This window comes from Luteimonas aestuarii, assembly GCF_004357985.1.
Lineage (GTDB): Bacteria > Pseudomonadota > Gammaproteobacteria > Xanthomonadales > Xanthomonadaceae > Luteimonas > Luteimonas aestuarii.
On sequence record NZ_SMTF01000016.1, the window covers coordinates 67561 to 87483 of the forward strand.

General features: G+C 66.7%; 24 protein-coding genes and 1 pseudogene. 17 read left to right on the plus strand and 8 right to left on the minus strand.

All coding sequences use genetic code 11. The features are described 5' to 3' along the window. Positions 1-44: 44 nt before the first annotated feature. From E2F46_RS15020 to E2F46_RS15030, 3 genes are all read right to left on the minus strand, one after another. Positions 45-545 carry a DUF456 domain-containing protein gene (locus tag E2F46_RS15020; protein WP_133323397.1) on the minus strand — a complete coding sequence of 167 codons (501 nt, stop codon included), beginning with the start codon at positions 543-545 and terminating at the stop codon, positions 45-47. A 192-nt stretch (positions 546-737) separates the two neighbouring features. Continuing rightward, positions 738-1199, minus strand: coding sequence for a glycine zipper 2TM domain-containing protein (locus E2F46_RS15025; protein ID WP_133323398.1), 462 nt, complete (start codon positions 1197-1199; stop codon positions 738-740). 189 nt (positions 1200-1388) lie between these two features. Then, a complete protein-coding gene (locus E2F46_RS15030; protein ID WP_133323399.1) occupies positions 1389-1877 on the minus strand; it encodes a hypothetical protein in 489 nt (162 codons plus the stop codon). Positions 1878-1942: 65 nt separating this feature from the next. On the opposite strand from E2F46_RS15030, the gene E2F46_RS15035 reads away from it, so the two are divergent. Then, positions 1943-2737, plus strand: coding sequence for a tRNA threonylcarbamoyladenosine dehydratase (locus tag E2F46_RS15035; RefSeq protein ID WP_133323400.1), 795 nt, complete (start codon positions 1943-1945; stop codon positions 2735-2737). 31 nt (positions 2738-2768) lie between these two features. Here E2F46_RS15035 and E2F46_RS15040 read toward each other — a convergent pair whose 3' ends face one another. Then, a complete protein-coding gene (locus E2F46_RS15040; RefSeq protein WP_133323401.1) occupies positions 2769-3536 on the minus strand; it encodes a TatD family hydrolase in 768 nt (255 codons plus the stop codon). Positions 3537-3540: 4 nt separating this feature from the next. Further along, a complete protein-coding gene (locus E2F46_RS15045; RefSeq protein WP_133323402.1) occupies positions 3541-3768 on the minus strand; it encodes a DUF6116 family protein in 228 nt (75 codons plus the stop codon). Positions 3769-3980: 212 nt separating this feature from the next. On the opposite strand from E2F46_RS15045, the gene E2F46_RS15050 reads away from it, so the two are divergent. The 5 genes from E2F46_RS15050 (at position 3981) to E2F46_RS15070 (ending at position 9725) form a co-directional block, all read left to right on the plus strand. Next, a complete protein-coding gene (locus tag E2F46_RS15050; RefSeq protein ID WP_133323403.1) occupies positions 3981-4772 on the plus strand; it encodes a glycine zipper 2TM domain-containing protein in 792 nt (263 codons plus the stop codon). A 151-nt stretch (positions 4773-4923) separates the two neighbouring features. After that, positions 4924-6087: an acyl-CoA dehydrogenase family protein gene (locus tag E2F46_RS15055; RefSeq protein WP_133323404.1), complete on the plus strand. Its 1164-nt coding sequence runs from the start codon at positions 4924-4926 to the stop codon at positions 6085-6087. Positions 6088-6237: 150 nt separating this feature from the next. Continuing rightward, positions 6238-6792, plus strand: coding sequence for a GNAT family N-acetyltransferase (locus E2F46_RS15060; RefSeq protein WP_133323405.1), 555 nt, complete (start codon positions 6238-6240; stop codon positions 6790-6792). Then, positions 6792-7430 (plus strand): glutathione S-transferase family protein, encoded by a 639-nt coding sequence (locus E2F46_RS15065; protein ID WP_133323424.1) that lies wholly within the window; start codon positions 6792-6794, stop codon positions 7428-7430. Before E2F46_RS15060 ends, E2F46_RS15065 begins: the two co-directional genes overlap by 1 nt. A 12-nt stretch (positions 7431-7442) precedes the next feature. Next, a complete protein-coding gene (locus E2F46_RS15070) occupies positions 7443-9725 on the plus strand; it encodes a thiamine pyrophosphate-dependent enzyme (RefSeq protein ID WP_133323406.1) in 2283 nt (760 codons plus the stop codon). A 473-nt stretch (positions 9726-10198) separates the two neighbouring features. Here the strand turns inward: E2F46_RS15070 and ygfZ are convergent, their stop codons facing one another. After that, positions 10199-11056 (minus strand): CAF17-like 4Fe-4S cluster assembly/insertion protein YgfZ, encoded by an 858-nt coding sequence (gene ygfZ / locus E2F46_RS15075; RefSeq protein ID WP_133323407.1) that lies wholly within the window; start codon positions 11054-11056, stop codon positions 10199-10201. On the opposite strand from ygfZ, the gene E2F46_RS15080 reads away from it, so the two are divergent. The 10 genes from E2F46_RS15080 (at position 11046) to lolD (ending at position 18166) form a co-directional block, all read left to right on the plus strand. Further along, positions 11046-11258 carry a DUF1674 domain-containing protein gene (locus E2F46_RS15080; RefSeq protein WP_341777568.1) on the plus strand — a complete coding sequence of 71 codons (213 nt, stop codon included), beginning with the start codon at positions 11046-11048 and terminating at the stop codon, positions 11256-11258. The genes ygfZ and E2F46_RS15080 overlap by 11 nt on opposite strands. 77 nt (positions 11259-11335) lie before the next feature. After that, complete coding sequence (gene sdhC, locus E2F46_RS15085; RefSeq protein WP_133323408.1) at positions 11336-11731, plus strand: succinate dehydrogenase, cytochrome b556 subunit; 396 nt, start codon at positions 11336-11338, stop codon at positions 11729-11731. Then, on the plus strand, positions 11728-12138 hold the full coding sequence (gene sdhD / locus E2F46_RS15090; protein WP_133323409.1) for a succinate dehydrogenase, hydrophobic membrane anchor protein: 411 nt from the start codon (positions 11728-11730) through the stop codon (positions 12136-12138). Before sdhC ends, sdhD begins: the two co-directional genes overlap by 4 nt. A 22-nt stretch (positions 12139-12160) precedes the next feature. Next, positions 12161-13951 carry a succinate dehydrogenase flavoprotein subunit gene (gene sdhA, locus E2F46_RS15095; protein ID WP_133323410.1) on the plus strand — a complete coding sequence of 597 codons (1791 nt, stop codon included), beginning with the start codon at positions 12161-12163 and terminating at the stop codon, positions 13949-13951. 73 nt (positions 13952-14024) lie between these two features. Next, a complete protein-coding gene (locus tag E2F46_RS15100; RefSeq protein WP_133323411.1) occupies positions 14025-14810 on the plus strand; it encodes a succinate dehydrogenase iron-sulfur subunit in 786 nt (261 codons plus the stop codon). Between the two features lie 5 nt (positions 14811-14815). After that, positions 14816-15442, plus strand: coding sequence for a hypothetical protein (locus E2F46_RS15105; RefSeq protein ID WP_133323412.1), 627 nt, complete (start codon positions 14816-14818; stop codon positions 15440-15442). 21 nt (positions 15443-15463) lie between these two features. Then, a complete protein-coding gene (locus tag E2F46_RS15110; RefSeq protein ID WP_133323413.1) occupies positions 15464-15733 on the plus strand; it encodes an FAD assembly factor SdhE in 270 nt (89 codons plus the stop codon). Beyond that, positions 15723-16163 (plus strand): protein YgfX, encoded by a 441-nt coding sequence (locus tag E2F46_RS15115; RefSeq protein ID WP_133323414.1) that lies wholly within the window; start codon positions 15723-15725, stop codon positions 16161-16163. The genes E2F46_RS15110 and E2F46_RS15115 overlap by 11 nt, the downstream gene beginning before the upstream one ends. Before the next feature lie 25 nt (positions 16164-16188). After that, entirely contained in the window at positions 16189-17442 is a 1254-nt protein-coding gene (locus E2F46_RS15120) for a lipoprotein-releasing ABC transporter permease subunit (RefSeq protein ID WP_133323415.1), read from the plus strand. A 13-nt stretch (positions 17443-17455) separates the two neighbouring features. Beyond that, positions 17456-18166 (plus strand): lipoprotein-releasing ABC transporter ATP-binding protein LolD, encoded by a 711-nt coding sequence (gene lolD, locus E2F46_RS15125; protein WP_133323416.1) that lies wholly within the window; start codon positions 17456-17458, stop codon positions 18164-18166. Positions 18167-18783: 617 nt separating this feature from the next. Here the strand turns inward: lolD and E2F46_RS15130 are convergent. Then, positions 18784-19173: a lysozyme inhibitor LprI family protein gene (locus E2F46_RS15130; RefSeq protein WP_133323417.1), complete on the minus strand. Its 390-nt coding sequence runs from the start codon at positions 19171-19173 to the stop codon at positions 18784-18786. Positions 19174-19354: 181 nt separating this feature from the next. Between E2F46_RS15130 and E2F46_RS15135 the strand changes: the two are divergent. After that, a pseudogene (locus E2F46_RS15135) lies at positions 19355-19810 on the plus strand (transposase); the annotation flags it as partial. A 24-nt stretch (positions 19811-19834) separates the two neighbouring features. Here the strand turns inward: E2F46_RS15135 and E2F46_RS15140 are convergent. Next, a partial coding sequence (locus E2F46_RS15140; protein WP_157800575.1) for an integrase core domain-containing protein occupies positions 19835-19923 on the minus strand: 89 nt, incomplete at its 5' end.

Consider the following 19923-nt stretch of genomic DNA (forward strand, 5'->3'; position numbering starts at 1 on the left):
GTTCGGCATTGCGAGTGACGATACGTTGGATGACGCGTGGCCAGCTACAGCCACCAGGCCAGCACGAAGATGCCGATCATGGCAAAGGCCAGCATGAGTTTCAGCGCCGTGCCGAGTGCGATGCCGAGCCAGGTGCCGAAGCCGACCCGCGTGGCATGCCCGAGCTGCTGGCGGCCGAGGCGTCGTTGCGCGACCAGTTCGCCCACCAGCGCGCCCACGAACGGGCCCGCGAACAGGCCGGGCAAGCCGAAGAACAGGCCAGCGAACGTACCGATCACCGCACCGAACAGCGCCGTGCGGCTGGCACCCACCCGCTTGGCGCCCAACGCCGTGGCCCAGAAGTCGATCACCAGCGACAATGCCGTCAGCAGCCCCAGCGCGACGATCGTGCCCACGCCAATATGCTCGAACCCCCCGGCCCAGGCGCCGAGCAGCATGCCGGCGAACATCAGCGGCAGGCCGGGCAAGGCAGGCAGGATGGTGCCGAGCAGGCCGACGATGACCAGCAGCGCGGCGATGGCGTAGAGGATCGGTTGCGCGTCCATGGAAGACCGGAGGTGGAGCGCCGCCGCGCGACGCGAGGCAGGCATTGTCACAGAGCCCGTCGCCAGGTGCATGCCGCGCGCGAAGCGCGGCGTCGGTCCAGATGCAGGAAGCCCGGCACAAGGCCGGGCTTCCGGGGCAGGACACGTAGCGTCCCGCCAATGGAGATCTGTCAGGCCGGTACGGGCGGCAGATCAGTACAGGCGCGCCTGGCCGTTCTGGATGCGGACGTACGAGCCCTGGCGGATGCCATTGAGACTGCTCTGGTTGACGACCGTGGTGCGGCCATCTTCCATGCGCACATGGACGTTGTAGCCAGCGCCTTCGACGCGGTTCTGGATGGCGTTGCCGGCGACCGCGCCGCCAATAGCGCCTGCGGCGGTAGCGGTGTTCCGCCGACCTTCGCTGTCGGTATTGCTGCGTGCGAGTTCGCGACCCGCCACCGCGCCGACGATGCCGCCGATCAGGGGTCCGGCCACGTTGGGATTGGTGTTGCCGGCCTGCTCGATGGCGACGACCGTGCCGCAGTCGTAGCAACGCGCCGACTGTGGCGCAGTGCCGTAGCCGCTGGAATAGCCGGGCGAAGACGTGCTGGCGCAGCCGGCAAGCAGGGTGCTGGCAACGATGGCCGATGCGGCGAGGAGTCGGGTGTTCATGGCGTTCTCCGTGATGTGCTGGCTGCGGAAACGATGCGCTTCCGTTGCCAGCGACACTAGGACGCGCAGCGTGAATGCCGCGGCAATCCTCGCCGTTCCGACGCCCTTCGACGTGGTGCCGTGCAGGCACGATTCAGCCGGCGGTGAAGGCGATGCGAAACCGTCGGCGCGTGGGCGGGCCGTGGAAATCTAGCCGCGGAAATCCTGGTGGCATGCGCTGCAGGACTCGCCGATGTTCTTCGCCGCTTCGTTGGCGCCAGCGCAGTTGAGGGGTGGCGACGAGAGCGTCGCATCCAGCGTGGCGCGGAATTGCCCGGCGTGCCCGGCGAAGCGACGGTCATCGCGCAGATCGGCGAATGCAGGCTCCAGGTCGTTGCCCAGGCTTCGCAGCGACTGCAGGTGGGGCAGGATGTCGGTGGGGTTGCAGCGGTTGGCCTCGATCTTCTCGCGCATCTGCGCCATGTGTGCCGAGAACAGGTGCATGGTGGCGTTGGGGTAGTGGTCGCGCCAGGTCTTGCGGGCCTCCAGTGCGCGCAACAGCATCACCACCGCCACGATGCCCAGCACCAGCCCCAGCAGGAACAGGAACAGGTAGCGACCCGCATCGGACGGCTTGCGCTCGTCGGCATCGACGTGGGGCACGGGAAGCGGGGGACGGTCCTGGCTGGGTGATGGCATCGCTGGCGCTCCTGGCTGGCTTGGCGGTCAGGATACTACCGCGCCACCGAAGATAAACTGCGCACATGGACGACAGCTTGCGCCAACGTTTCGCTGGCATCGACCGGCTCTATGGAGCCGGCACCGTCGCGCGCCTTGCCGGTGCGCGCGTGGCCGTGGTCGGCATGGGCGGCGTGGGGTCGTGGGTGGCGGAGGCGCTGGCGCGTTCGGGCGTCGGCCACCTGGTGCTGATCGATGCCGACGACATCTGCGTATCCAACACCAACCGCCAGCTGCCGGCGCTGGACGGGCAGTACGGCCGCAACAAGGCCGAAGCCATGGCCGAGCGCTGCCGTGCGATCAATCCCGCGATCATGGTCGACGCGGTACCGGTGTTCCTGTCGTCCGCGAACATGGCCGACCTGCTGGGCGAGGGCGTCGACCTGGTGCTCGACGCCTGCGACAGCTTCCGGGTCAAGGTGGAGTTGATCGCCTGGTGTCGGCGGCGCAAGCTGCCGATCGTGGTGTCGGGTTCGGCCGGTGGGCGCACCGATCCCACGCAGGTGCGGCTGCGCGACCTGTCGCGCACGGAGCACGACGCCCTGCTGGCGCTGGTGCGCAAGAAGCTGCGCGCCGAGTTCAACTTCCCGAAGAACCGCGACCGCTACTTCGGCGTGCAGGCGGTGTACTCGCTGGAGAACGTGCAGTACCCGCAGGCCGATGGCAGCGTCTGTGGCATCCGTCCGGCGCTGGGACCGGACGCAGCGTTCAAGCTCGATTGTGGCGCGGGCCTTGGCGCGGCGACGCACATCACCGGCGCCTTCGCCTTCGCCATGGTGGGCCGGGCGCTGGCATTGCTGTTGAAGAAGCCGGCGCCGTAGCGCGCCGGGGCCGGCGTGCCGTGTGTGAAGGTCAGCGTGCGGGGAGGGCGAACAGGCGCTCTGCATTCCGCGTGGTGGCTTGCGCGATCTCTCCCGGCGACACCTTGCGAAGCCGCGCGATGGTGTCGCAAACCACCACCAGTCGCGCGGGTTCGTTGCGCTGGCCGCGGATGCCGGCATCGGGCTGGTCCGGTGCATCGGTTTCCAGCAGCAGGTACTCCAGCGGCATGGTCGTTGCCAGTTTGCGCAGCCGGTTGGCGCGTTCGTAGGTGACCGGTCCTCCGAGGCCGATCATGAAGCCGAGCGACCACAGTTGCCGCGCCTGTTCCGGGCTGCCGGAAAAGCTGTGCACCACGCCGCGCAGGCTGCCGATGCGGCGCACTGCCGCCAGCACCGCGTCCACCGCGCGACGGGCATGCACGATGACCGGCAGGTCGAACTCGCGCGCCAGCCGCAGCTGGCCTTCGAAAAAGGCCAACTGCGCATCGGGATCGAGCCCGTCCACGAAAAAATCCAGACCGCATTCGCCCACCGCCACCGGGCGCTCGCGTTCGATCCATGTGCGCAAGGCTTCCAGATCCGTCGATGAGTGCTCGGCGAGGTACATCGGGTGCAGGCCGTAGGCCGGAAACAGCCCGTCATCCGCGGCGCAGAGGTCGCGCAGCTTCGGCCAGCCGCCTGCGGAGACCGCGGGCACCACCTGGCGGGTCACGCCCGCGTTGCGGGCCCTCGCCATGACGGCGGCGCGGTCGGCATCCAGTTCCGCCGCATCCAGATGGCAGTGGCTGTCGACCAGCATCGGCTCAGCGCGGTGCGTCCCGGCCCGCGTCGAGCGGCGGCGCAGGCTCCTTCCGGCGCTTCCAGTTGGCCAGCAGGATCGTGCCAAGGCCGAGCAGGACTTCATCCACCAGCGGGATCGGATCCGGAATGAACAGGGTCAGCAGGAACAGTCCGCCGGTGATCTTGAACAGCGTGGGATAGCGCAGCTTGCGTGCCCAGTTGAGGATCGGCAGGAGCAGGGGATTGGCCATGGGATCTGTGGTTCGCCGTGATGTCGGGGTCCGGTGGCGCAGCGGTGCGCCAGCCCATGTGCGCACGCTATCACGCGTCCGGAAGGCCCGGGATCCTGCATGGTTCATGGGGTCGTCAGGTTCATCGGAACTTTTCCGGCATCCATTCAGGAAGGCGATGCTGGAATGGCCGTGCACCGACAACACAGCGGGCAAGGCCCGAGGAGACAACGATGAAAAACAATACCCTTGCGATCGCCCTGGCCTCGATGCTGGTCGGCGGCGTGGCCGTCGGCGCCTATCACAACAGCCGCGACAGCGATCGCGACCGTACCCCGGTCGGCGCCGATGCCGTCGGCGAGGAGTTGCCGTTCCTCGATCGCAACGCCGGTGCCATCGAATATGCCGACGTGATCGACGTGGTGGCCGTCACCGAAAGCCAGCCGCTGTACGCGACCGTGCTCGGCAGCGAGCCGATCAGCGAGACCACCACCTCGTCCACCCCTCGCCAGGTCTGCCAGGACGTGGTGGTGCAGGAGCGCCTGCCAGAGCGTGATGGCCTGGTCGGTGGCACCGTCGCCGGTGCCGTGGTTGGCGGTCTGGTGGGCAACCAGATCGGCGGCGGCAGCGGCCGCAGGCTGGCCACGGTCGCCGGTGCGGTCGGTGGCGGTTTCGCCGGTCGCGAAATCGACCGTCGCCACGTCGGCGGCCAGGTCGTCGAGCGCGTCGATCGCCAGTGCACCACCGTGCAGGATTCCTCGCAGTCCTCGCGCGTGGTTGCCTACAACGTGACCTATCGCACCCCCGAGGGCGAGACCCGCAGCATGCGCACGGGCAGCAAGCCCGGCGATCGCATTTCGTTGGGTAGCGAGCAGGTCGTGGTGGGCTACGACGTGACCTACCGCCATGACGGCATGGAGCACACCGTGCGCATGGACCAGGAGCCGGGTGACCGCCTGCCGGTGGTCGATGGCGAGGTCATGCTGCGCACCGCGTCGCTGGACACCGGGACCACCCGCAGCTAATCCCGCACACCGCGTCACCCTGGACGGGCCGGCATTCGCCGGCCCGTTCCGTTCCAGCGCTGATGGCTTCGGCACTGATGGCCGGTGACGGGTGCCGGTGGCTGCCCGGGCCGATACAATGCGCGTTTTCCGCCCGAAGCCCGACACCGCCATGGCCCTGCACCCCTACGACCTGTACGACATCCGTTCCCTGCTCAGCGAAGAAGAGCGGGCCGTGCAGGACACCGTGGCTCGCTTCACCGACGAACGCGTGCTGCCGATCATCGGCGAATGCTTCGACCAGGGCCGCTTCCCCACCGAGCTGGTCCCCGAGATCGCCGGCCTGGGTCTGTTGGGTGCGACGTTGCCGGCCGAGTACGGCGGCTCCGGGCTCAACTACGTCAGCTATGGCCTGATCTGCCAGGAACTCGAGCGCGGCGACTCCGGCCTGCGCAGCTTCGCCAGCGTGCAGTCGTCGCTGTGCATGTATCCCATCTTCGCCTACGGTACCGACGAGCAGCGCAACCGCTGGCTGCCGGACATGGCCGCGGGCAAGGTGATCGGCTGCTTCGGCCTGACCGAGCCGCATGGCGGCTCCGATCCGGCGAACATGAAGACCCATGCGAAGAAGGACGGCGCCGACTGGATCCTCAACGGGTCGAAGATGTGGATCACCAACGGCAACCTCGCCGACATCGCCATCGTCTGGGCGCAGACCGACGACGGCATCCAGGGCTTCGTTGTAGAGAAGGACTTCGCCGGCTTCAGCGCGCAACTGGTCAAGCACAAGATGAGCCTGCGCGCGTCGGTGACCAGCGCGCTGTTCTTCGACAACGTGCGCGTGCCCGAGGCCAATCGCCTGCCGAACGTGAAAGGCCTCAAGGGGCCGCTGGGCTGCCTGACGCAGGCGCGCTACGGCATTACCTGGGGCCCGATCGGTGCCGCCATCGCCTGCCTCGACGAGGCGTTGAACTACTCCAAGGAACGCATCCTGTTCGGCCGCCCGGTCGCCGCCACCCAGAGTGCGCAGCTGAAGATGGCCGACTGGGCGCGTCGCATCACCTCCGCGCAGCTGCTGTCGCTGCAACTCGGCAGGCTGAAGGATGCCGGCAAGATGCAGCCCACCCAGGTGTCGCTGGCGAAGTGGAACAACTGCCGCATGGCCATCGACATCGCCCGCGAAGCGCGCGACCTGCTGGGCGGCGCCGGCATCACCACCGAGCATTGCCCGATCCGCCATGGCCTGAACCTCGAGTCGGTCATCACCTACGAAGGCACCGAGACCGTGCACCAGCTGGTGGTGGGCCGCGAGCTGACGGGCATCAACGCGTTCTGATTCGTTTCCCTTCCTTCTTCCCTCGGGAGAAGGTGCCCGAAGGGCGGATGAGGGTATGGCGAAGCGACAGTCGTCCGGACCAGTGTCGCTTCGCTGTCCCACCACCCCGAAACCTCTGCCGAGGGGCGAGTGGCTTCAGGAGCCAGCCAGATGAGTGTTGCCAGCATCCATCTCGAAACCGAACGCTTGCTCCTGCGCTTGCCACGCATCGAGGATTTCGAGCGTTATGCCGAACTCATGATGGATGTGGAGGCATGCCGCTATATCGGCGGCCACCTGCCGCGCGGTGGCGCCTGGCGCAAGTTCCTGCAGATGCCGGGGGCGTGGGCGTTGCAGGGCTTCGCGATGTTCTCGGTGGAAGAGAAGGCGACCGGGCGCTGGGTGGGCCAGATGGGGCCATGGCGGCCCGATGGCTGGCCTGGGAACGAAATCGGCTACGCATTCCACCCGGATGCGTGGGGGCAGGGCTACGCGCTGGAGTCGGCGGTCGCCGCCATCGACTGGGCGTTCGATACCCTGGGCTGGGACGACATCATCCACTGCATCTCGCCTGAGAACATCGCGTCGAAGAAGGTGGCGCATCGGCTGGGTTCGACCCTGCTGCGCGAAGGCCGCGTGCTGCCCGCACCCGCCAACGAGGCGCATGTCGAGGTGTGGGGCCAGACCCGCGCGCAGTGGGGCATCAACCGGAAGCGCCTGGCGTGATGCGCGTCCACGGCTACTCGGTCTCGGGCAACTGCCACAAGCTGCGATTGCTGCTGGCGCAGCTGGGCCGCGATCACGCGTGGGTGGAAGTCGACAGCAGCCGCGGCGAAACCCGTACGCCCGAATACCTGGCGAAGAATCCCGCCGGCAAGGTGCCGATGCTGGAACTGGACGATGGCCGGGTGCTGGTCGAATCCAACGCCATCCTGCATTTCCTGGCGGACGGCACGCCGTTCCTGCCGGTCGACCCGTGGCAGCGTGCGCAGGCCTTGAGCTGGATGTTCTTCGAGCAGTACAGCCATGAGCCTTATGTCGCCGTGGCGCGTTTCATCCGTGGCTGGACCCCGCTCGATTCGCCGCGCCGTGCCGATCTGCCGCGGCTGCGCGAACGCGGGCACGAGGCGTTCGCGGTGATGGAGCGGCACCTGTCGGCGCGTCCGTGGTTCACCGGCGACGACTACGGCATCGCCGACATCGCACTGTTCGCCTATACCGACGTCGCCCACCACGGCGGCTTCGAGCTGTCGCCGTATCCCGCGATCCGCGACTGGCTGGCGCGCGTGCGCGCGACGCCAGGCTTCATCGCGATGCCCGATCCCGCCTCCGAGAACGCCGCGTTGATCGCGGCCTCCAACTGAGCCTCGTCCCGCATGTTCGCAACCGTTCCCGATCCCATCCCGGCCCGCATGAAGGGGCTGAACCGCGCCGAGATCTGCGACGCCAACTTCACCGCCTTCGTGCAGGGCTGGGACGGACGCGCCGATGCGAAACCCGCCGGGGACGAATCCATCCTCGAAGGCAGCGCGCTGGACGCACGCGGGTTCCGCGAACTGTTCGAATCGCAGCTGGTCAGCCGCCACCTCGACCTGATGGCGCGCGTGCTGCGGGTGCAGAACAAGGTGTTCTACACCATCGGTTCCAGCGGCCACGAAGGCAACGCCATGGTCGCGCGGCTCACGCGCCATACCGATCCGGCGTTCCTGCACTACCGCAGCGGCGGGTTCATGGCCGAGCGCTTCCGCAAGCTGCCGGGGATGGACCCGGTGATGGATTCGGCACTGTCGTTCGCGGCGTCGAAGGACGACCCGGCCAGTGGCGGCCGCCACAAGGTCTGGGGCAGCAAGCCGCTGTGGGTGCTGCCGCAGACGTCCACGATCGCTTCGCACCTGCCCAAGGCCTTTGGCACGGCGGTCGCCATCGAGCAGGCCAGGCGCATCGGCCATGCGCTCCCGGTGCCCGACGACAGCATCGCCATCTGCTCGTTCGGCGATGCCTCCAGCAATCACGCCACCGCGCAAACCGCGTTCAACGTCGCCGCATGGACCGCATACCAGAAGCTGCCGGCGCCGGTGCTGTTCGTGTGCGAGGACAACGGCATCGGCATTTCGGTGAAGACGCCGGATGGCTGGGTGGCCCGCAACTTCCGCGACCGGCCCGACCTCGACTACTTCTATGCCGACGGACTGGACCTGGCCGGTGGTTATGGCGACGTGCAGCGGGCCGTGGAACACTGCCGGCGTACGCGCAGGCCCACCTTCCTGCACCTGCGCACCACCCGGATCATGGGCCACGCCGGGACCGATTTCGAGATCGAGTGGCGCAGCATCGAGGAATTGTGTGCGGTCGAGGCGACTGATCCGCTGCTGCGCAGCGCGGCCATCGCGCTCGAGTCGGGGCTGATGTCGAAGGACGAGGTGCTGGCGCTGTACGAAGCCACGCGCGCGAAGTGTTTCGCCGCCGCCGAGGATGCCGACCGCCGGCCGCGCCTGACCGAGCTGGCCGACGTGATGGCACCCCTCGCGCCGTACACCCCCAAGGCGGTACAGGCCGAAGCCACGCGCCCGCCGGATGCCGAGCGCCGCGCGCTGGCCTTCGGCGGTGAGGCGAAGCTGCCGGAGCGGGCGGGTCCGAAGCATCTCGCCATCCAGATCAACGCCGCGTTGCATGACCTGTTCGCGAAGTATCCCGAAGCGCTGCTGTTCGGCGAGGACGTGGCCCAGAAGGGTGGCGTGTACACGGTCACCAAGGGCCTGCAGAAGGCGTTCGGCCCGCGCCGCGTGTTCAACACGCTGCTGGACGAAACCGTGATCCTGGGGCTGGCGCAGGGCTACGCCAACATGGGCATGCTGCCGCTGCCGGAGATCCAGTACCTGGCGTACTTCCACAACGCCTGCGACCAGATCCGCGGCGAGGCGGCCAGCCTGCAGTTCTTCAGCAACGGCCAGTACCGCAACCCGATGGTGATGCGGATCGCATCGCTGGGCTACCAGCGGGGCTTCGGCGGGCATTTCCACAACGACAACTCGATCACCGCGCTGCGCGACATCCCCGGCCTGGTCGTCGGTTGCCCGTCGCGCGGCGATGACGCCGCCACCATGCTGCGCACGATGGCGGCCCTGGCGAAGGTGGATGGCCGCGTCTGCGCCTTCCTCGAACCGATCGCGCTGTACATGGCCAAGGACCTGCACGAAGCCGGCGATGGCGGCTGGCTGACGGAATACCCGTCGCCGGAACAGGCGATGACGCTGGGCGAGGAACGCGTCTACAACCCGAAGGCGAAGGACTGCGTGATCTTCACCTTCGGCAATGGCGTGCCGATGAGCCTGCGCGCGGCGAAGGCGATCGAGGCGAAGCATGGCTGGCAGGTGCGGGTGGTAGACCTGCGCTGGCTGGTGCCCCTGAACGAGGCGGCCATCGCGAAGCATGCGGGTGAATGCGACCGCATCCTGGTCGTGGACGAGGGTCGCCGCAGCGCCGGCGTGGGCGAGGGCATCATCACCGCGGTCGCCGAGGCCGGCTATCGCGCGCGACCGTTCCGCCGCGTGGTGGGGGCCGACACCTTCACCCCGTTGGCCGGCGCGGCGTTCCTGGTGATTCCGTCGGACGATGAGATAGTGGCCGCGGCGGATTCGCTGGCGGCTGCGAAACCCTGACGTCACTGACGCCGAATCGGCCGAGTTCCGATCAATCCGTCATCCCGGCGCAAGCCGGGACCCAGTGGCTTTTTCTTGGGTTCTTCTCCCGATCGAGGGAAAGACACCGACGCAGGGCGCGCAGGTCCGATGCCACCGCAAGTCGCGGCCCGATATCCGCTTGGTTGCGGCGGCATCGGACCTGCGCTGGACAGATCCTTGCACGTTCGGCAAAGGCGAAGCGGCGCTGCCCTTGGCTTTCCGCCCAGCCGCCGGAAAAGTGTGGAGGCGCCTGCCGGGGCCGCGCCGACCAAGCGGATATCGTGCCGCGAACCGGCGTGGCCCCGGCAGGCGCCCTCGACGTCCCCGGACTTGGAAGAACCTTTTTGACGACCGTCCTGACGGCAAACGCGGCTTGCATCCCCGGGGCGACGGGAATCAACTCGCGAAACGACGGATCGCTTGAAGCGCCGAGATGTCGCGCTCTGCGAGAATCAGCGCGCCAATCCGTCCAGCAGCGGCACACGCCGGCAAGGCAGGCCACCTGTCAGGAACGGTCCGTCGCCCGCCTCCAGCGGCATCACCGCCAGCGCCTCGTCGCCTGCGGCGCACACCAGCTGGCCAAGCGCGCGTTCGCCTTCGGCTGGCAGCACCTCGCCAAGGCTTGCGACGCCCGCGCCCTGCAGCCGGACCAGACCACGCTTGGCCTGCCCGAGGAAATGCGTGCGTGCCACGATTTCCTGTCCCGGATAGCAGCCCTTCTTGACGCTGAAGGCCTTCAGCCGCTCCAGCGACAGCTGTTGCGGCGTCCAGGCATCGGCCTGCGCATGGGGCAGGCGCGGCAGGCCGTGGGCCAGGTCGGCCTGTCGCCAGGCCTGGGCAGCGCTGTCATCAGACGCGGCGGCGACCCCCGTGCGCAGCGTGCGTGGCTGCAACGCGGTGCCAAGGTCGAGCTCCAGCCCACCGTCATCCCCCGCGGCGAAGCGTGACCCCGACGCGTCGACGGGTGCGACGAAGGCGCCCGCCGGTTGCACGCCCGCATCCACTCGCACCACCACCTTGCTGCGGAACACATAGCGTTGCAGCTGTGCCGCGAATGCCGTCGGGTCTGCATCCAGCAGCAGCACCTGCAACGTATCGTCGACGTGCTTGAGCAGGGCGAACAGGGCGATGACGCGACCCTTCGGCGTGAGCCAGCCGCTCCAGTGCCAGTGTCCGGGCGCCAGCGCGGCCACGTCGCTCATGAACTGCGCTTGCGCGAACGCCACCGCATCGCGGCCTTCGAGCGTCAGGGAGGCGATGCCGGGAATGGCGGAAAACCGGCCTTCCCGGATGGGCTGCTTGTCGGACATGGGCCCCGGAATTAAACTTTCGTTCGTGAAAGATCGCGACATGATAGGCGACACATCCCCGCAACCGGACCCGCCGCAGGCGGAAAACCCTGTTGCAGGAACCGCTGACGCCCGGCCTGCCGCCGAAGTCGGGGGCCGCGAGGGCCTCGATCCGACACGCTACGGCGATTGGGAAAAGAACGGTCGCTGCATCGACTTTTGAATGATTGCGCGGCCGGCAGCGACCGGCCACGCTCCAGCCACGCGGCACGGGCCGCCAGCGAGGAGAGCTGACCAGCGATGGCACATCGAGAAAGACCCCTGTCGCCGTTCATGCTGGGGCAGACCTACCGCTTCCAGATCACCTCGGTGATGTCGTTCCTGCACCGTGTCACGGGCATCGTCGCCTCGTTCGGCGCGTTCGTACTGGCCTGGTGGCTGCTGTCGGTGGCGCAGGGCGGTGAAGCCTACCTGCGCGCAGTCGAGTGCCTGGGGTCGCCGCTGGGCAGGATCGGCCTGTTCGCCATCTCGCTGTCGGTGGTTTACCACCTGCTCAATGGCATCCGCCACCTGATGTGGGACGCGGGCATGGGCTTCGAGATCCCCGAGGTCTATCGCTCCGGCTACACCGTCCTGGCGCTGGCCGCGGTGCTGACGGCGCTGATCTGGTTCGTCGCGTTGCGGGGTGGGGCATGAGTAGCGATCCAAACGCCTCCACGCCGCGCGACTACCGCACGCCCATCGCGCGCGCCCGCGGCCTGGGATCCGGCAAGACCGGCACCGGCCATTTCTGGTGGCAGCGCGTCACCGCCGTCGCGCTGATCCCGCTGGTCGCGTGGTTCATCGGCACCTTGCTGTCGCTGGTCGGCGCCGACCTGGCCACCGTGCATGCCACGCTCTCGCGGCCATGGACGGCGATCCTGTTCGCGCTATTCGCCATCGCGCTGTTCTGGCACGCCAAACTGGGGTTGCAGGTGGTGATCGAGGACTACGTGCACCAGCGCGCCCTCGAGATCGCGCTGCAGCTGCTGGTCACCTTCGCCTGCGCCATCGGCGCACTTGCGTCGCTGTACGCGATCGCCCGCATCGCGCTGCTGGGTTGAGCGGCTTCACTTCGAGCACTCCATGACCAACGCCTACAAGATCACCGAACACCATTACGACATGATCGTCGTCGGCGCCGGCGGCGCCGGCCTGCGCGCCACCTTCGGCCTTGCGCACAAGGGCCTGCAAACGGCCTGCCTGACCAAGGTGTTCCCCACGCGCTCGCACACCGTGGCGGCGCAGGGCGGCATTTCCGCCGCGCTGGGCAACATGGGCGAGGACGACTGGCGCTTCCACTTCTACGACACCATCAAGGGCTCGGACTGGCTGGGCGACCAGGACGCCATCCAGTACATGTGCCGCGAGGCGATCCCGGCGATCATCGAGCTCGAGCACCAGGGCGTGCCGTTCTCGCGCACCGAGGACGGCAAGATCTACCAGCGCCCGTTCGGCGGCATGACCACGCACTACGGCAAGGGCACCGCGCAGCGCACCTGCGCCGCGGCCGACCGCACCGGCCACGCGATCCTGCACACGCTGTACCAGCAGTCGCTCAAGCACGACGCGCGCTTCTTCATCGAGTACTTCGCGCTCGACCTGATCATGGACGAGGCCGGCGCCTGCAAGGGCGTGCTGGCCATCGACATGGCCGAGGGCACGCTGCACCTGTTCCGCGCCCACGGCGTGGTGCTGGCCACCGGCGGCTATGGCCGCGCGTATTTTTCGGCCACCTCGGCGCACACCTGCACCGGCGACGGCGGCGGCATGGCGCTGCGCGCCGGGCTGGGCCTGCAGGACATGGAGTTCGTGCAGTTCCACCCGACCGGCATCTACGGTGCCGGCTGCCTGATCACCGAGGGCGTGCGTGGCGAGGGCGGCATCCTGCGCAACAGCAACGGCGAGCGCTTCATGGAGCGCTACGCGCCGAACGCGAAGGACCTTGCCTCGCGCGACGTGGTGTCGCGTTCGATGACCATCGAGATCCGTGAAGGCCGCGGCGTGGGCGAGCACAAGGACCACATCCACCTGGACCTGACCCACCTCGACCCCAAGGACATCCACGAGAAGCTGCCCGGCATCGCCGAGAGCGCGCGGATCTTCGCCGGCGTGGACGTGGAGAAGCAGCCGATCCCGGTGCTGCCCACCGTGCACTACAACATGGGCGGCATCCCGACCAACTACCACGGCGAAGTGGTGCAACTGAAGGACGGCAACCCGGACGCCGTGGTGCCGGGGCTGTACGCCATCGGCGAGGCCGCCTGCGTGTCGGTACATGGCGCCAACCGCCTGGGCTCGAATTCGCTGCTGGACCTGGTGGTGTTCGGTCGCGCGGTGGCCAATCGTTGTGCCGAGACCATCAAGCCCGGCCAGGCCCACAAGCGCCTGGCGGGCGACGCCACCGACAAGGCCGTGGCCAACCTGGACAAGTTGCGCCATGCCAATGGCGACACACCGACCGCCGTGATCCGCGACCGCATGCAGCGCTCGATGCAGGACCACGCCGCCGTGTTCCGCACGCAGGAGACGCTGGAAGAGGGCGTGCGCCAGGTCCGCGAAATCCACGACTCGTTCGCCGACGTGAAGATCAGCGACCGTTCGCTGGTGTGGAACTCGGACCTGATCGAGACGCTGGAGCTGCAGAACCTGCTGGGCCAGGCGCTGGTCACCATCACCTCGGCCGAGAACCGCAAGGAATCGCGCGGCGCGCACGCGCGCGAGGACTTCCCGGACCGCGACGACGCCAGCTGGCACAAGCACACCCTGTGCTGGGCGGACGAGGCGGGCAAGACCCGCATCGACTACCGCCCGGTGCACATGTACACGCTGGACGACGAGGTCGCGGTGGTGCCGCCGGTGGCACGCGTTTACTGACCCTGTAGGAGTGCCCGTGGGCACGACAGGCGTCGCGGGCTCGGCCCGCTCCTACATGCAGGAATAGAGACAGATGGCCGAATTCACCCTTCCCAAGAACTCCAAGGTCCACAAGGGCCGGCATTTCTCCGCGCCGTCGGGCAGCAAGCGCGTGCGCACCTTCAAGGTGTACCGCTGGAGCCCGGACGATACCGAGAACCCGCGCACCGACACCTACGAGGTGGACCTGGACAAGTGCGGGCCGATGGTCCTGGACGCGCTGATCAAGATCAAGAACGAGATCGACCCGTCGCTGACCTTCCGCCGTTCCTGCCGCGAGGGCATCTGCGGCTCGTGCGCGATGAACATCGATGGCACCAACACGCTGGCCTGCACCCGTGCCATCGAGGACTGCAAGAAGGACGAAGTGCCGGTCTACCCGCTGCCGCACATGCCGGTAGTGAAGGACCTGGTGCCGGACCTGACGCACTTCTACGCGCAGTACGCGTCCATCCAGCCGTGGATCCGCACCCAGAGCGCGGCGCCGCCGGACCGCGAGCGCCTGCAGTCGAAGGAAGACCGCGCCAAGCTCGACGGCCTGTACGAATGCATCCTGTGCGCCTGCTGCACCACCAGCTGCCCCAGCTACTGGTGGAACGGCGAACGCTACCTCGGCCCCGCGGTGCTGCTGCAGGCCTACCGCTGGATCATCGACAGCCGCGACGAAGACACCGGCGCGCGCCTCGACGACCTCGAGGACCCGTTCAAGCTTTACCGCTGCCACACCATCATGAACTGCGCGCGGACCTGCCCGAAGGGGCTGAACCCGGCCAAGGCCATCGGCCAGATCAAGCAGCTGATGCTGGCGCGCCGCGGCTGATCCACGTGCGCGGTGGATTGCTTCTGGGGCTGTTGCTGTGTCTGCCCCCATGTCTGGCGAACGGAATACGGGAAGATCCCCCGCATACCGAGCTGGCCGCCGAGTATGTCGCCGGGATCGACCAGGTCCGCTGGTTGCTTGCGATATTGACGTGCGATCCGGCGTTCCCGTTCACGCCTGTCGAACGTTCGCCAGAACTGGACTTGGGCTGCAGGATCGGCGCGGCGTTGACGCACGATGGCATACGCCATGCATTGGTGCGTGTTGTCGCCGAGCATGCAACGCATCGAGAGTTGCGCGAAGCCATTGCCTATACCAAAACCGCGGAATGGAAGATTGAAGGGAGCTGCAAAGTGAAGTTCCCCAATGATCCCGATTATCGAAAGGCGTGCATCCGTGAACAGGTGGACGAACGACAGCTTCGCATCATCGAGACGACAGGGGCGCGCGAGGCAGCATTGCGCGCGCATGTGCTCGATACGGACGGGGGATTCATGGGTCGGGGGATACGAGAATCGATCGATGCGCTGGAAACGCAGGATCCGGCTGTATTTTCCGGGTTCCGGAAAGAATGCGTCGGGTTCGGGCCACGAGGGTTTTGCGACTACATCCTGAAAGCCGGATCGCCGTGACTGTTTTTTGAGGAATCTGCGATGAGCGGCCCGAACGTGAACGGCAATGGGACTGCCGAATTCCGCCGCCTGCGCTGGCGATGCCGGCGCGGCATGCGTGAACTGGACCAGCTGTTCGAGCGCTGGCTGGACCGCGAATGGGCGAATGCGTCCGAAGCCGAGCGCGGGGTTTTCCTACGGCTGCTCGATTGCGAGGACGATAAGCTCTGGCACTGGTTCATGGGCCACGAGACCGCACCGGATGCCGAACTCGACCGCCTCGTCCAGCACATCCGCGGGCTTGCGCCCTGACGTCGTCGGCGCAGCCGGTGCCCGCATCCCCTGGCGTCCGTCGCGCTACGTGCTGGGTGCGTTGGTCGTGCTGACGGCATTGGCGCTGGTCGCGACCTGGGCCTCCGAAATGCCCGCCCTTGCCACCTGGCCGTTGTCCCTGCTGGTCGTGGTGCACGGTGTACGCAGCCTGCGCCTGGAGGCCGCTCGGCCGGCGTTCGAACTCGTCGTGCGTGCCGATGGCGCCGCATTCGTCGACGGCCAGCGGGTCGAGTCCCTGCAGGTGGCCTGGCGTGGCCCGCTGGCATTCGCAGGCTGGCAGGACCGACAGGGACGCTCGCAGCGCTGCGCCTGGTGGCCTGACACGCTGCCATCCAAACGACGACGTGAACTGCGTCTGGCCGCCCCCTCCGGTCCGTCCACCGACGGGGGCACTTCGGTGGCACCATAGCGGCTGTCCCGCAGGCTCCCGCTGCATGTTCAAGCCCATCCCTGTCGCCATCGGCCTGCGCTACCTGCGCGCCAAGCGCCGCAACGGCTTCATCTCCTTCATCTCGTTCGCGTCGATCCTCGGCATCGCCATCGGCGTGATGGTGCTGATCACCACGCTGGCGGTGATGAGCGGCTTCCAGCGCGAGATCCGCGACCGCATGCTGGGCATGGTCTCGCACGCCACCATCACCGCGGAGGGCTCGGCGATGGAGCAGTGGCGCGACGCCATGCAGCTGGCCCGCGACGACGCCCACGTGGCCGGTGCCGCGCCCTTCATCGATACCCAGGCCCTGTTGCGCAGTTCACGGCAGGAACCAGCCGCGCTGCGCGGCGTATCGCCGGAAGACGAAGACACCGTCTCCGAGGTCGGCGAGAAGATGGTGCAGGGCAGCCTGTCCGACCTGCAGCCGGGCGAGTTCAACATCGTGCTGGGCCGCGACCTGGCGCTGTGGCTGGGCGTGCAGGTGGGTGAGCAACTGGTCGTCACCACCGACTTCCAGGTCACGCCGTTGGGCGCGGTGCCGCAGCTCAAGCGCTTCACCGTGAGCGGCATCTTCGAAGCCGGCCACCAGGATTTCGACCGCAGGTTGGCAGTAGTCAACCTGCAGGACCTGCAGCGGCTCACGCGCATGGGCGATGCGGTGACCGGCGTGCGCCTGAAGCTGCACGACATGGACCGCGCGTTCGTGGTCGCCCGCGACCTCGCACGCACCCTGTCACTGCAGCAGCCAGGCTATTACCGCGTCAGCGACTGGACGATGGAAAACGCCAACATGTTCCGGGCACTGAAGCTCGAGAAGACCATGATCGGCATCCTGCTGTCGCTGATCATCCTGATGGGTGCGTTCTCGCTGCTCAATTCGCAGGTGATGCTGGTGACCGACAAGCTGGCCGACATCGCCATCCTGCGTACGCTGGGCCTCACCCCGGGCGGGGTGATGCGCGTGTTCATGGTGCAGGGCACGGTGCTGGGCGTCATCGGGACCATCGTCGGCGTAATCTGCGGCCTGCTGCTGACCTACAACCTCGAGCACATCCTGCGCGCCATCGAACGAACCTTCGACGTGGTGCTGATGCCCAGCGACGTGTACTACATCACCGGCCTGCCGATCGACCTGCAAGCGGCCGACGTGCTGCTCATCGCCGGCATCGCGCTGGTGATGGCCTTCCTCGCCACCCTGTACCCCGCGTGGCGCGCGGCGCGCACGGCACCCGCGGAGGCGCTGCGCTATGAATGAACAAGGGATGGCAATGCAGCAGCCCGTTGCAAGCGACGACGTGATCCGCGCCGAGGCGTTGGGCAAGACCTATGCCGAAGGCAAGCTGCATACGCCGGTGTTCGACGGCCTGGAACTGAGCGTGCGAGCCGGCGAGACCGTCGCCATCCTCGGCGCATCCGGCGCTGGCAAGAGTACGTTGCTGCACCTGTTGGGCGGGCTGGACACGCCCACGGCGGGTGAGGTGTACGTGGCCGGCCAGAAGATGAGCGCGCTGTCCGATGCGGCGCGCGGCCAGTTGCGCAACCGCGCACTGGGCTTCGTGTACCAGTTCCACCACCTGCTGCCCGAATTCACCGCCCTTGAAAACGTGATGATGCCGGTCATGCTGGGTGGCATCGACACGCAGGAAGCAGCCAGCCGCGGCAAGGCGTTGCTGGAGGCCGTGGGCCTGGGCCATCGCCTCGAGCACAAGCCGGGCGAGCTGTCCGGTGGCGAACGCCAGCGCGCCGCCGTGGCGCGTGCGCTGGTCAATCGCCCCGCATGCGTGCTGGGCGACGAGCCCACCGGCAACCTCGACGAAAAGACCGCCGCCACCGTGTTCGAACTGATGCTGGAGCTCAACCGCGCCCAGCGCACCAGCCTGGTGATGGTGACCCACGATCGCCGCCTCGCGCGTCGGCTGGGCCGGGTGATGGAACTCCGGCAGGGGCAGCTGTGGGAGTTGCAGCCGCACGAGGTGTGAACAGGCGGCGAGGGTGGGGCGGACGCTTTCGGTCCTGTTGCAGCCAGGCCTGATCCAGCGAATCGAACAACTCTTGGGAGTCGTGCACTTGGGGCGTTGATTCACCCCGCAAGGCGGTATGGGTACAGCAGAGAGAGGCCAGAGGACACCTTCTCAATTGACTGTTCCGCATGTGCGATCAGAGTTTGATCATCAGCAGATTCGAATTGACGCATGATATCGGCCAATTGAAGCCATTGGCCAAAATTGATCCCGAGAATTAGAGGTGTCGCATCCGGCCCGGAATCCTGATCCAGGAAAGCAACGCGTTGATCGTTGCCGGTAGAAACAAGCCAAGCGTCTCCCGTGCCAGATGTTGCAAATACCCACCAATCCTTACAAATCCTGCTGAGGGCGCATCACGGCCGTCTGTTTCATTCTTGGCAGAGCGGGAGTCAAGAAACACGAAGTCTCCCGCAATCTCAGTGAATGGAAGACGGTGATCCTGGCTTAAATGAGTCAAATCAGAAGCCGAAAGTAGCTCAAGTGCGATTGTCCGAGGATTGCGTAGTTCCAACATTACGGCCTAATGCCTGAAACAAGCCGCGCCGCGAAGCGGCGTCGGCTTGAACGATTTGTTAGGGAATAAACAGGTTCTCAAGCTCTTTGGCCCGTTGAGCTGTCATTTCCAGCCCACAGGACGCAGTATGAACTGCAGGCGCGGTGCCACCATCTGGATACGCATAGACTTTACAATTCGCATCGCGATACCGAATCCAAAGTCGTTGCGCTGCAAGTAGCTCTTTCTTTCGATTGCCGGTGAGATTGCCAATGAGGATTCTATAAGCGTCATTTAGCCTGATGTCTTGTCGAGAATGCTCATCGACAATGCATTTATGCATTTCTACGGTTGCGCCGCCTGAATTATCCATGCAGGAGATGTGGCGTTGGCTGTAAAGGCTATCTTCTGCGCGAGCGGAGAGGGTGGTGCAGGAAAGAGACAGTGCGACGAGCATCCATTTGGTCATGCGATTACTCCTGATAGTGTTGCCTAACGCCTGAACTAAGCCGCGCCGCGAAGCGGCGTCGGCTTGAATGAATTGTTAGACATCGCGAGTTAACAAAGTAAGTGCTACACCCGCGCCGCCCGGAAGAGAAAAGGCGAGCTGGCAGACTGGGGAGGATTTCTCCGGCAAGAGACGATCCTTCATGTACAGCCAGCTCACCCAAGGTGAAAGATACACGCTGGGCGCCCTTAGGCGACAAGGTCTCAGTGGCCGCGCCATCGCGCGGATCATGGACCGCGCCGCGAGCACGATCAGCCGCGAACTGCGTCGAAACGCCTGCCACGCCACTGACGGGGCTTACCGACCCAGCAAGGCCCAGGAGCGGACCAGCGGCCGCCGCCGACGCTCACGCCGGGTGAAGCAGCATGCCCCTGGCGTGTATGAGGCGATCGAGGACCTGCTGCGAAGCGAGCAGTGGAGCCCTGAGCAGATCGCCAACTGGCTGGCCGGGAACGGCGTGGCCCGGGTCAGCCACATGACCATCTACCGCCACGTGCGCGTCGATGCCCAGCGCGGTGGCGTGCTTCGCAGCTGCCTGCGCCAAGGTGGCAAACGCCGCCGAAAACGCACGTTTGGCCCAGAGAAGCGCGGCCGTGTAATGACCCAGCGGTTTCTGCACAGGTCAGGCCGCTAATGCATATGCCTCAGCGGGTGTCTTCATGCCCAGCGCCTGGTGTGGGCGCCGGTGGTTATAGAACTGGATCCAGTCGC

Bases quoted from the DNA above. Each gene is read 5' to 3' on its own strand.
- E2F46_RS15020 (WP_133323397.1), bottom strand. From the start codon at position 545: ATGGACGCGCAACCGATCCTCTACGCCATCGCCGCGCTGCTGGTCATC.
- E2F46_RS15025 (WP_133323398.1), bottom strand. From the start codon at position 1,199: ATGAACACCCGACTCCTCGCCGCATCGGCCATCGTTGCCAGCACCCTG.
- E2F46_RS15030 (WP_133323399.1), bottom strand. From the start codon at position 1,877: ATGCCATCACCCAGCCAGGACCGTCCCCCGCTTCCCGTGCCCCACGTC.
- E2F46_RS15035 (WP_133323400.1), top strand. From the start codon at position 1,943: ATGGACGACAGCTTGCGCCAACGTTTCGCTGGCATCGACCGGCTCTAT.
- E2F46_RS15040 (WP_133323401.1), bottom strand. From the start codon at position 3,536: ATGCTGGTCGACAGCCACTGCCATCTGGATGCGGCGGAACTGGATGCC.
- E2F46_RS15045 (WP_133323402.1), bottom strand. From the start codon at position 3,768: ATGGCCAATCCCCTGCTCCTGCCGATCCTCAACTGGGCACGCAAGCTG.
- E2F46_RS15050 (WP_133323403.1), top strand. From the start codon at position 3,981: ATGAAAAACAATACCCTTGCGATCGCCCTGGCCTCGATGCTGGTCGGC.
- E2F46_RS15055 (WP_133323404.1), top strand. From the start codon at position 4,924: ATGGCCCTGCACCCCTACGACCTGTACGACATCCGTTCCCTGCTCAGC.
- E2F46_RS15060 (WP_133323405.1), top strand. From the start codon at position 6,238: ATGAGTGTTGCCAGCATCCATCTCGAAACCGAACGCTTGCTCCTGCGC.
- E2F46_RS15065 (WP_133323424.1), top strand. From the start codon at position 6,792: ATGCGCGTCCACGGCTACTCGGTCTCGGGCAACTGCCACAAGCTGCGA.
- E2F46_RS15070 (WP_133323406.1), top strand. From the start codon at position 7,443: ATGTTCGCAACCGTTCCCGATCCCATCCCGGCCCGCATGAAGGGGCTG.
- ygfZ (WP_133323407.1), bottom strand. From the start codon at position 11,056: ATGTCCGACAAGCAGCCCATCCGGGAAGGCCGGTTTTCCGCCATTCCC.
- sdhC (WP_133323408.1), top strand. From the start codon at position 11,336: ATGGCACATCGAGAAAGACCCCTGTCGCCGTTCATGCTGGGGCAGACC.
- sdhD (WP_133323409.1), top strand. From the start codon at position 11,728: ATGAGTAGCGATCCAAACGCCTCCACGCCGCGCGACTACCGCACGCCC.
- sdhA (WP_133323410.1), top strand. From the start codon at position 12,161: ATGACCAACGCCTACAAGATCACCGAACACCATTACGACATGATCGTC.
- E2F46_RS15100 (WP_133323411.1), top strand. From the start codon at position 14,025: ATGGCCGAATTCACCCTTCCCAAGAACTCCAAGGTCCACAAGGGCCGG.
- E2F46_RS15110 (WP_133323413.1), top strand. From the start codon at position 15,464: ATGAGCGGCCCGAACGTGAACGGCAATGGGACTGCCGAATTCCGCCGC.
- E2F46_RS15120 (WP_133323415.1), top strand. From the start codon at position 16,189: ATGTTCAAGCCCATCCCTGTCGCCATCGGCCTGCGCTACCTGCGCGCC.
- lolD (WP_133323416.1), top strand. From the start codon at position 17,456: ATGCAGCAGCCCGTTGCAAGCGACGACGTGATCCGCGCCGAGGCGTTG.
- E2F46_RS15130 (WP_133323417.1), bottom strand. From the start codon at position 19,173: ATGACCAAATGGATGCTCGTCGCACTGTCTCTTTCCTGCACCACCCTC.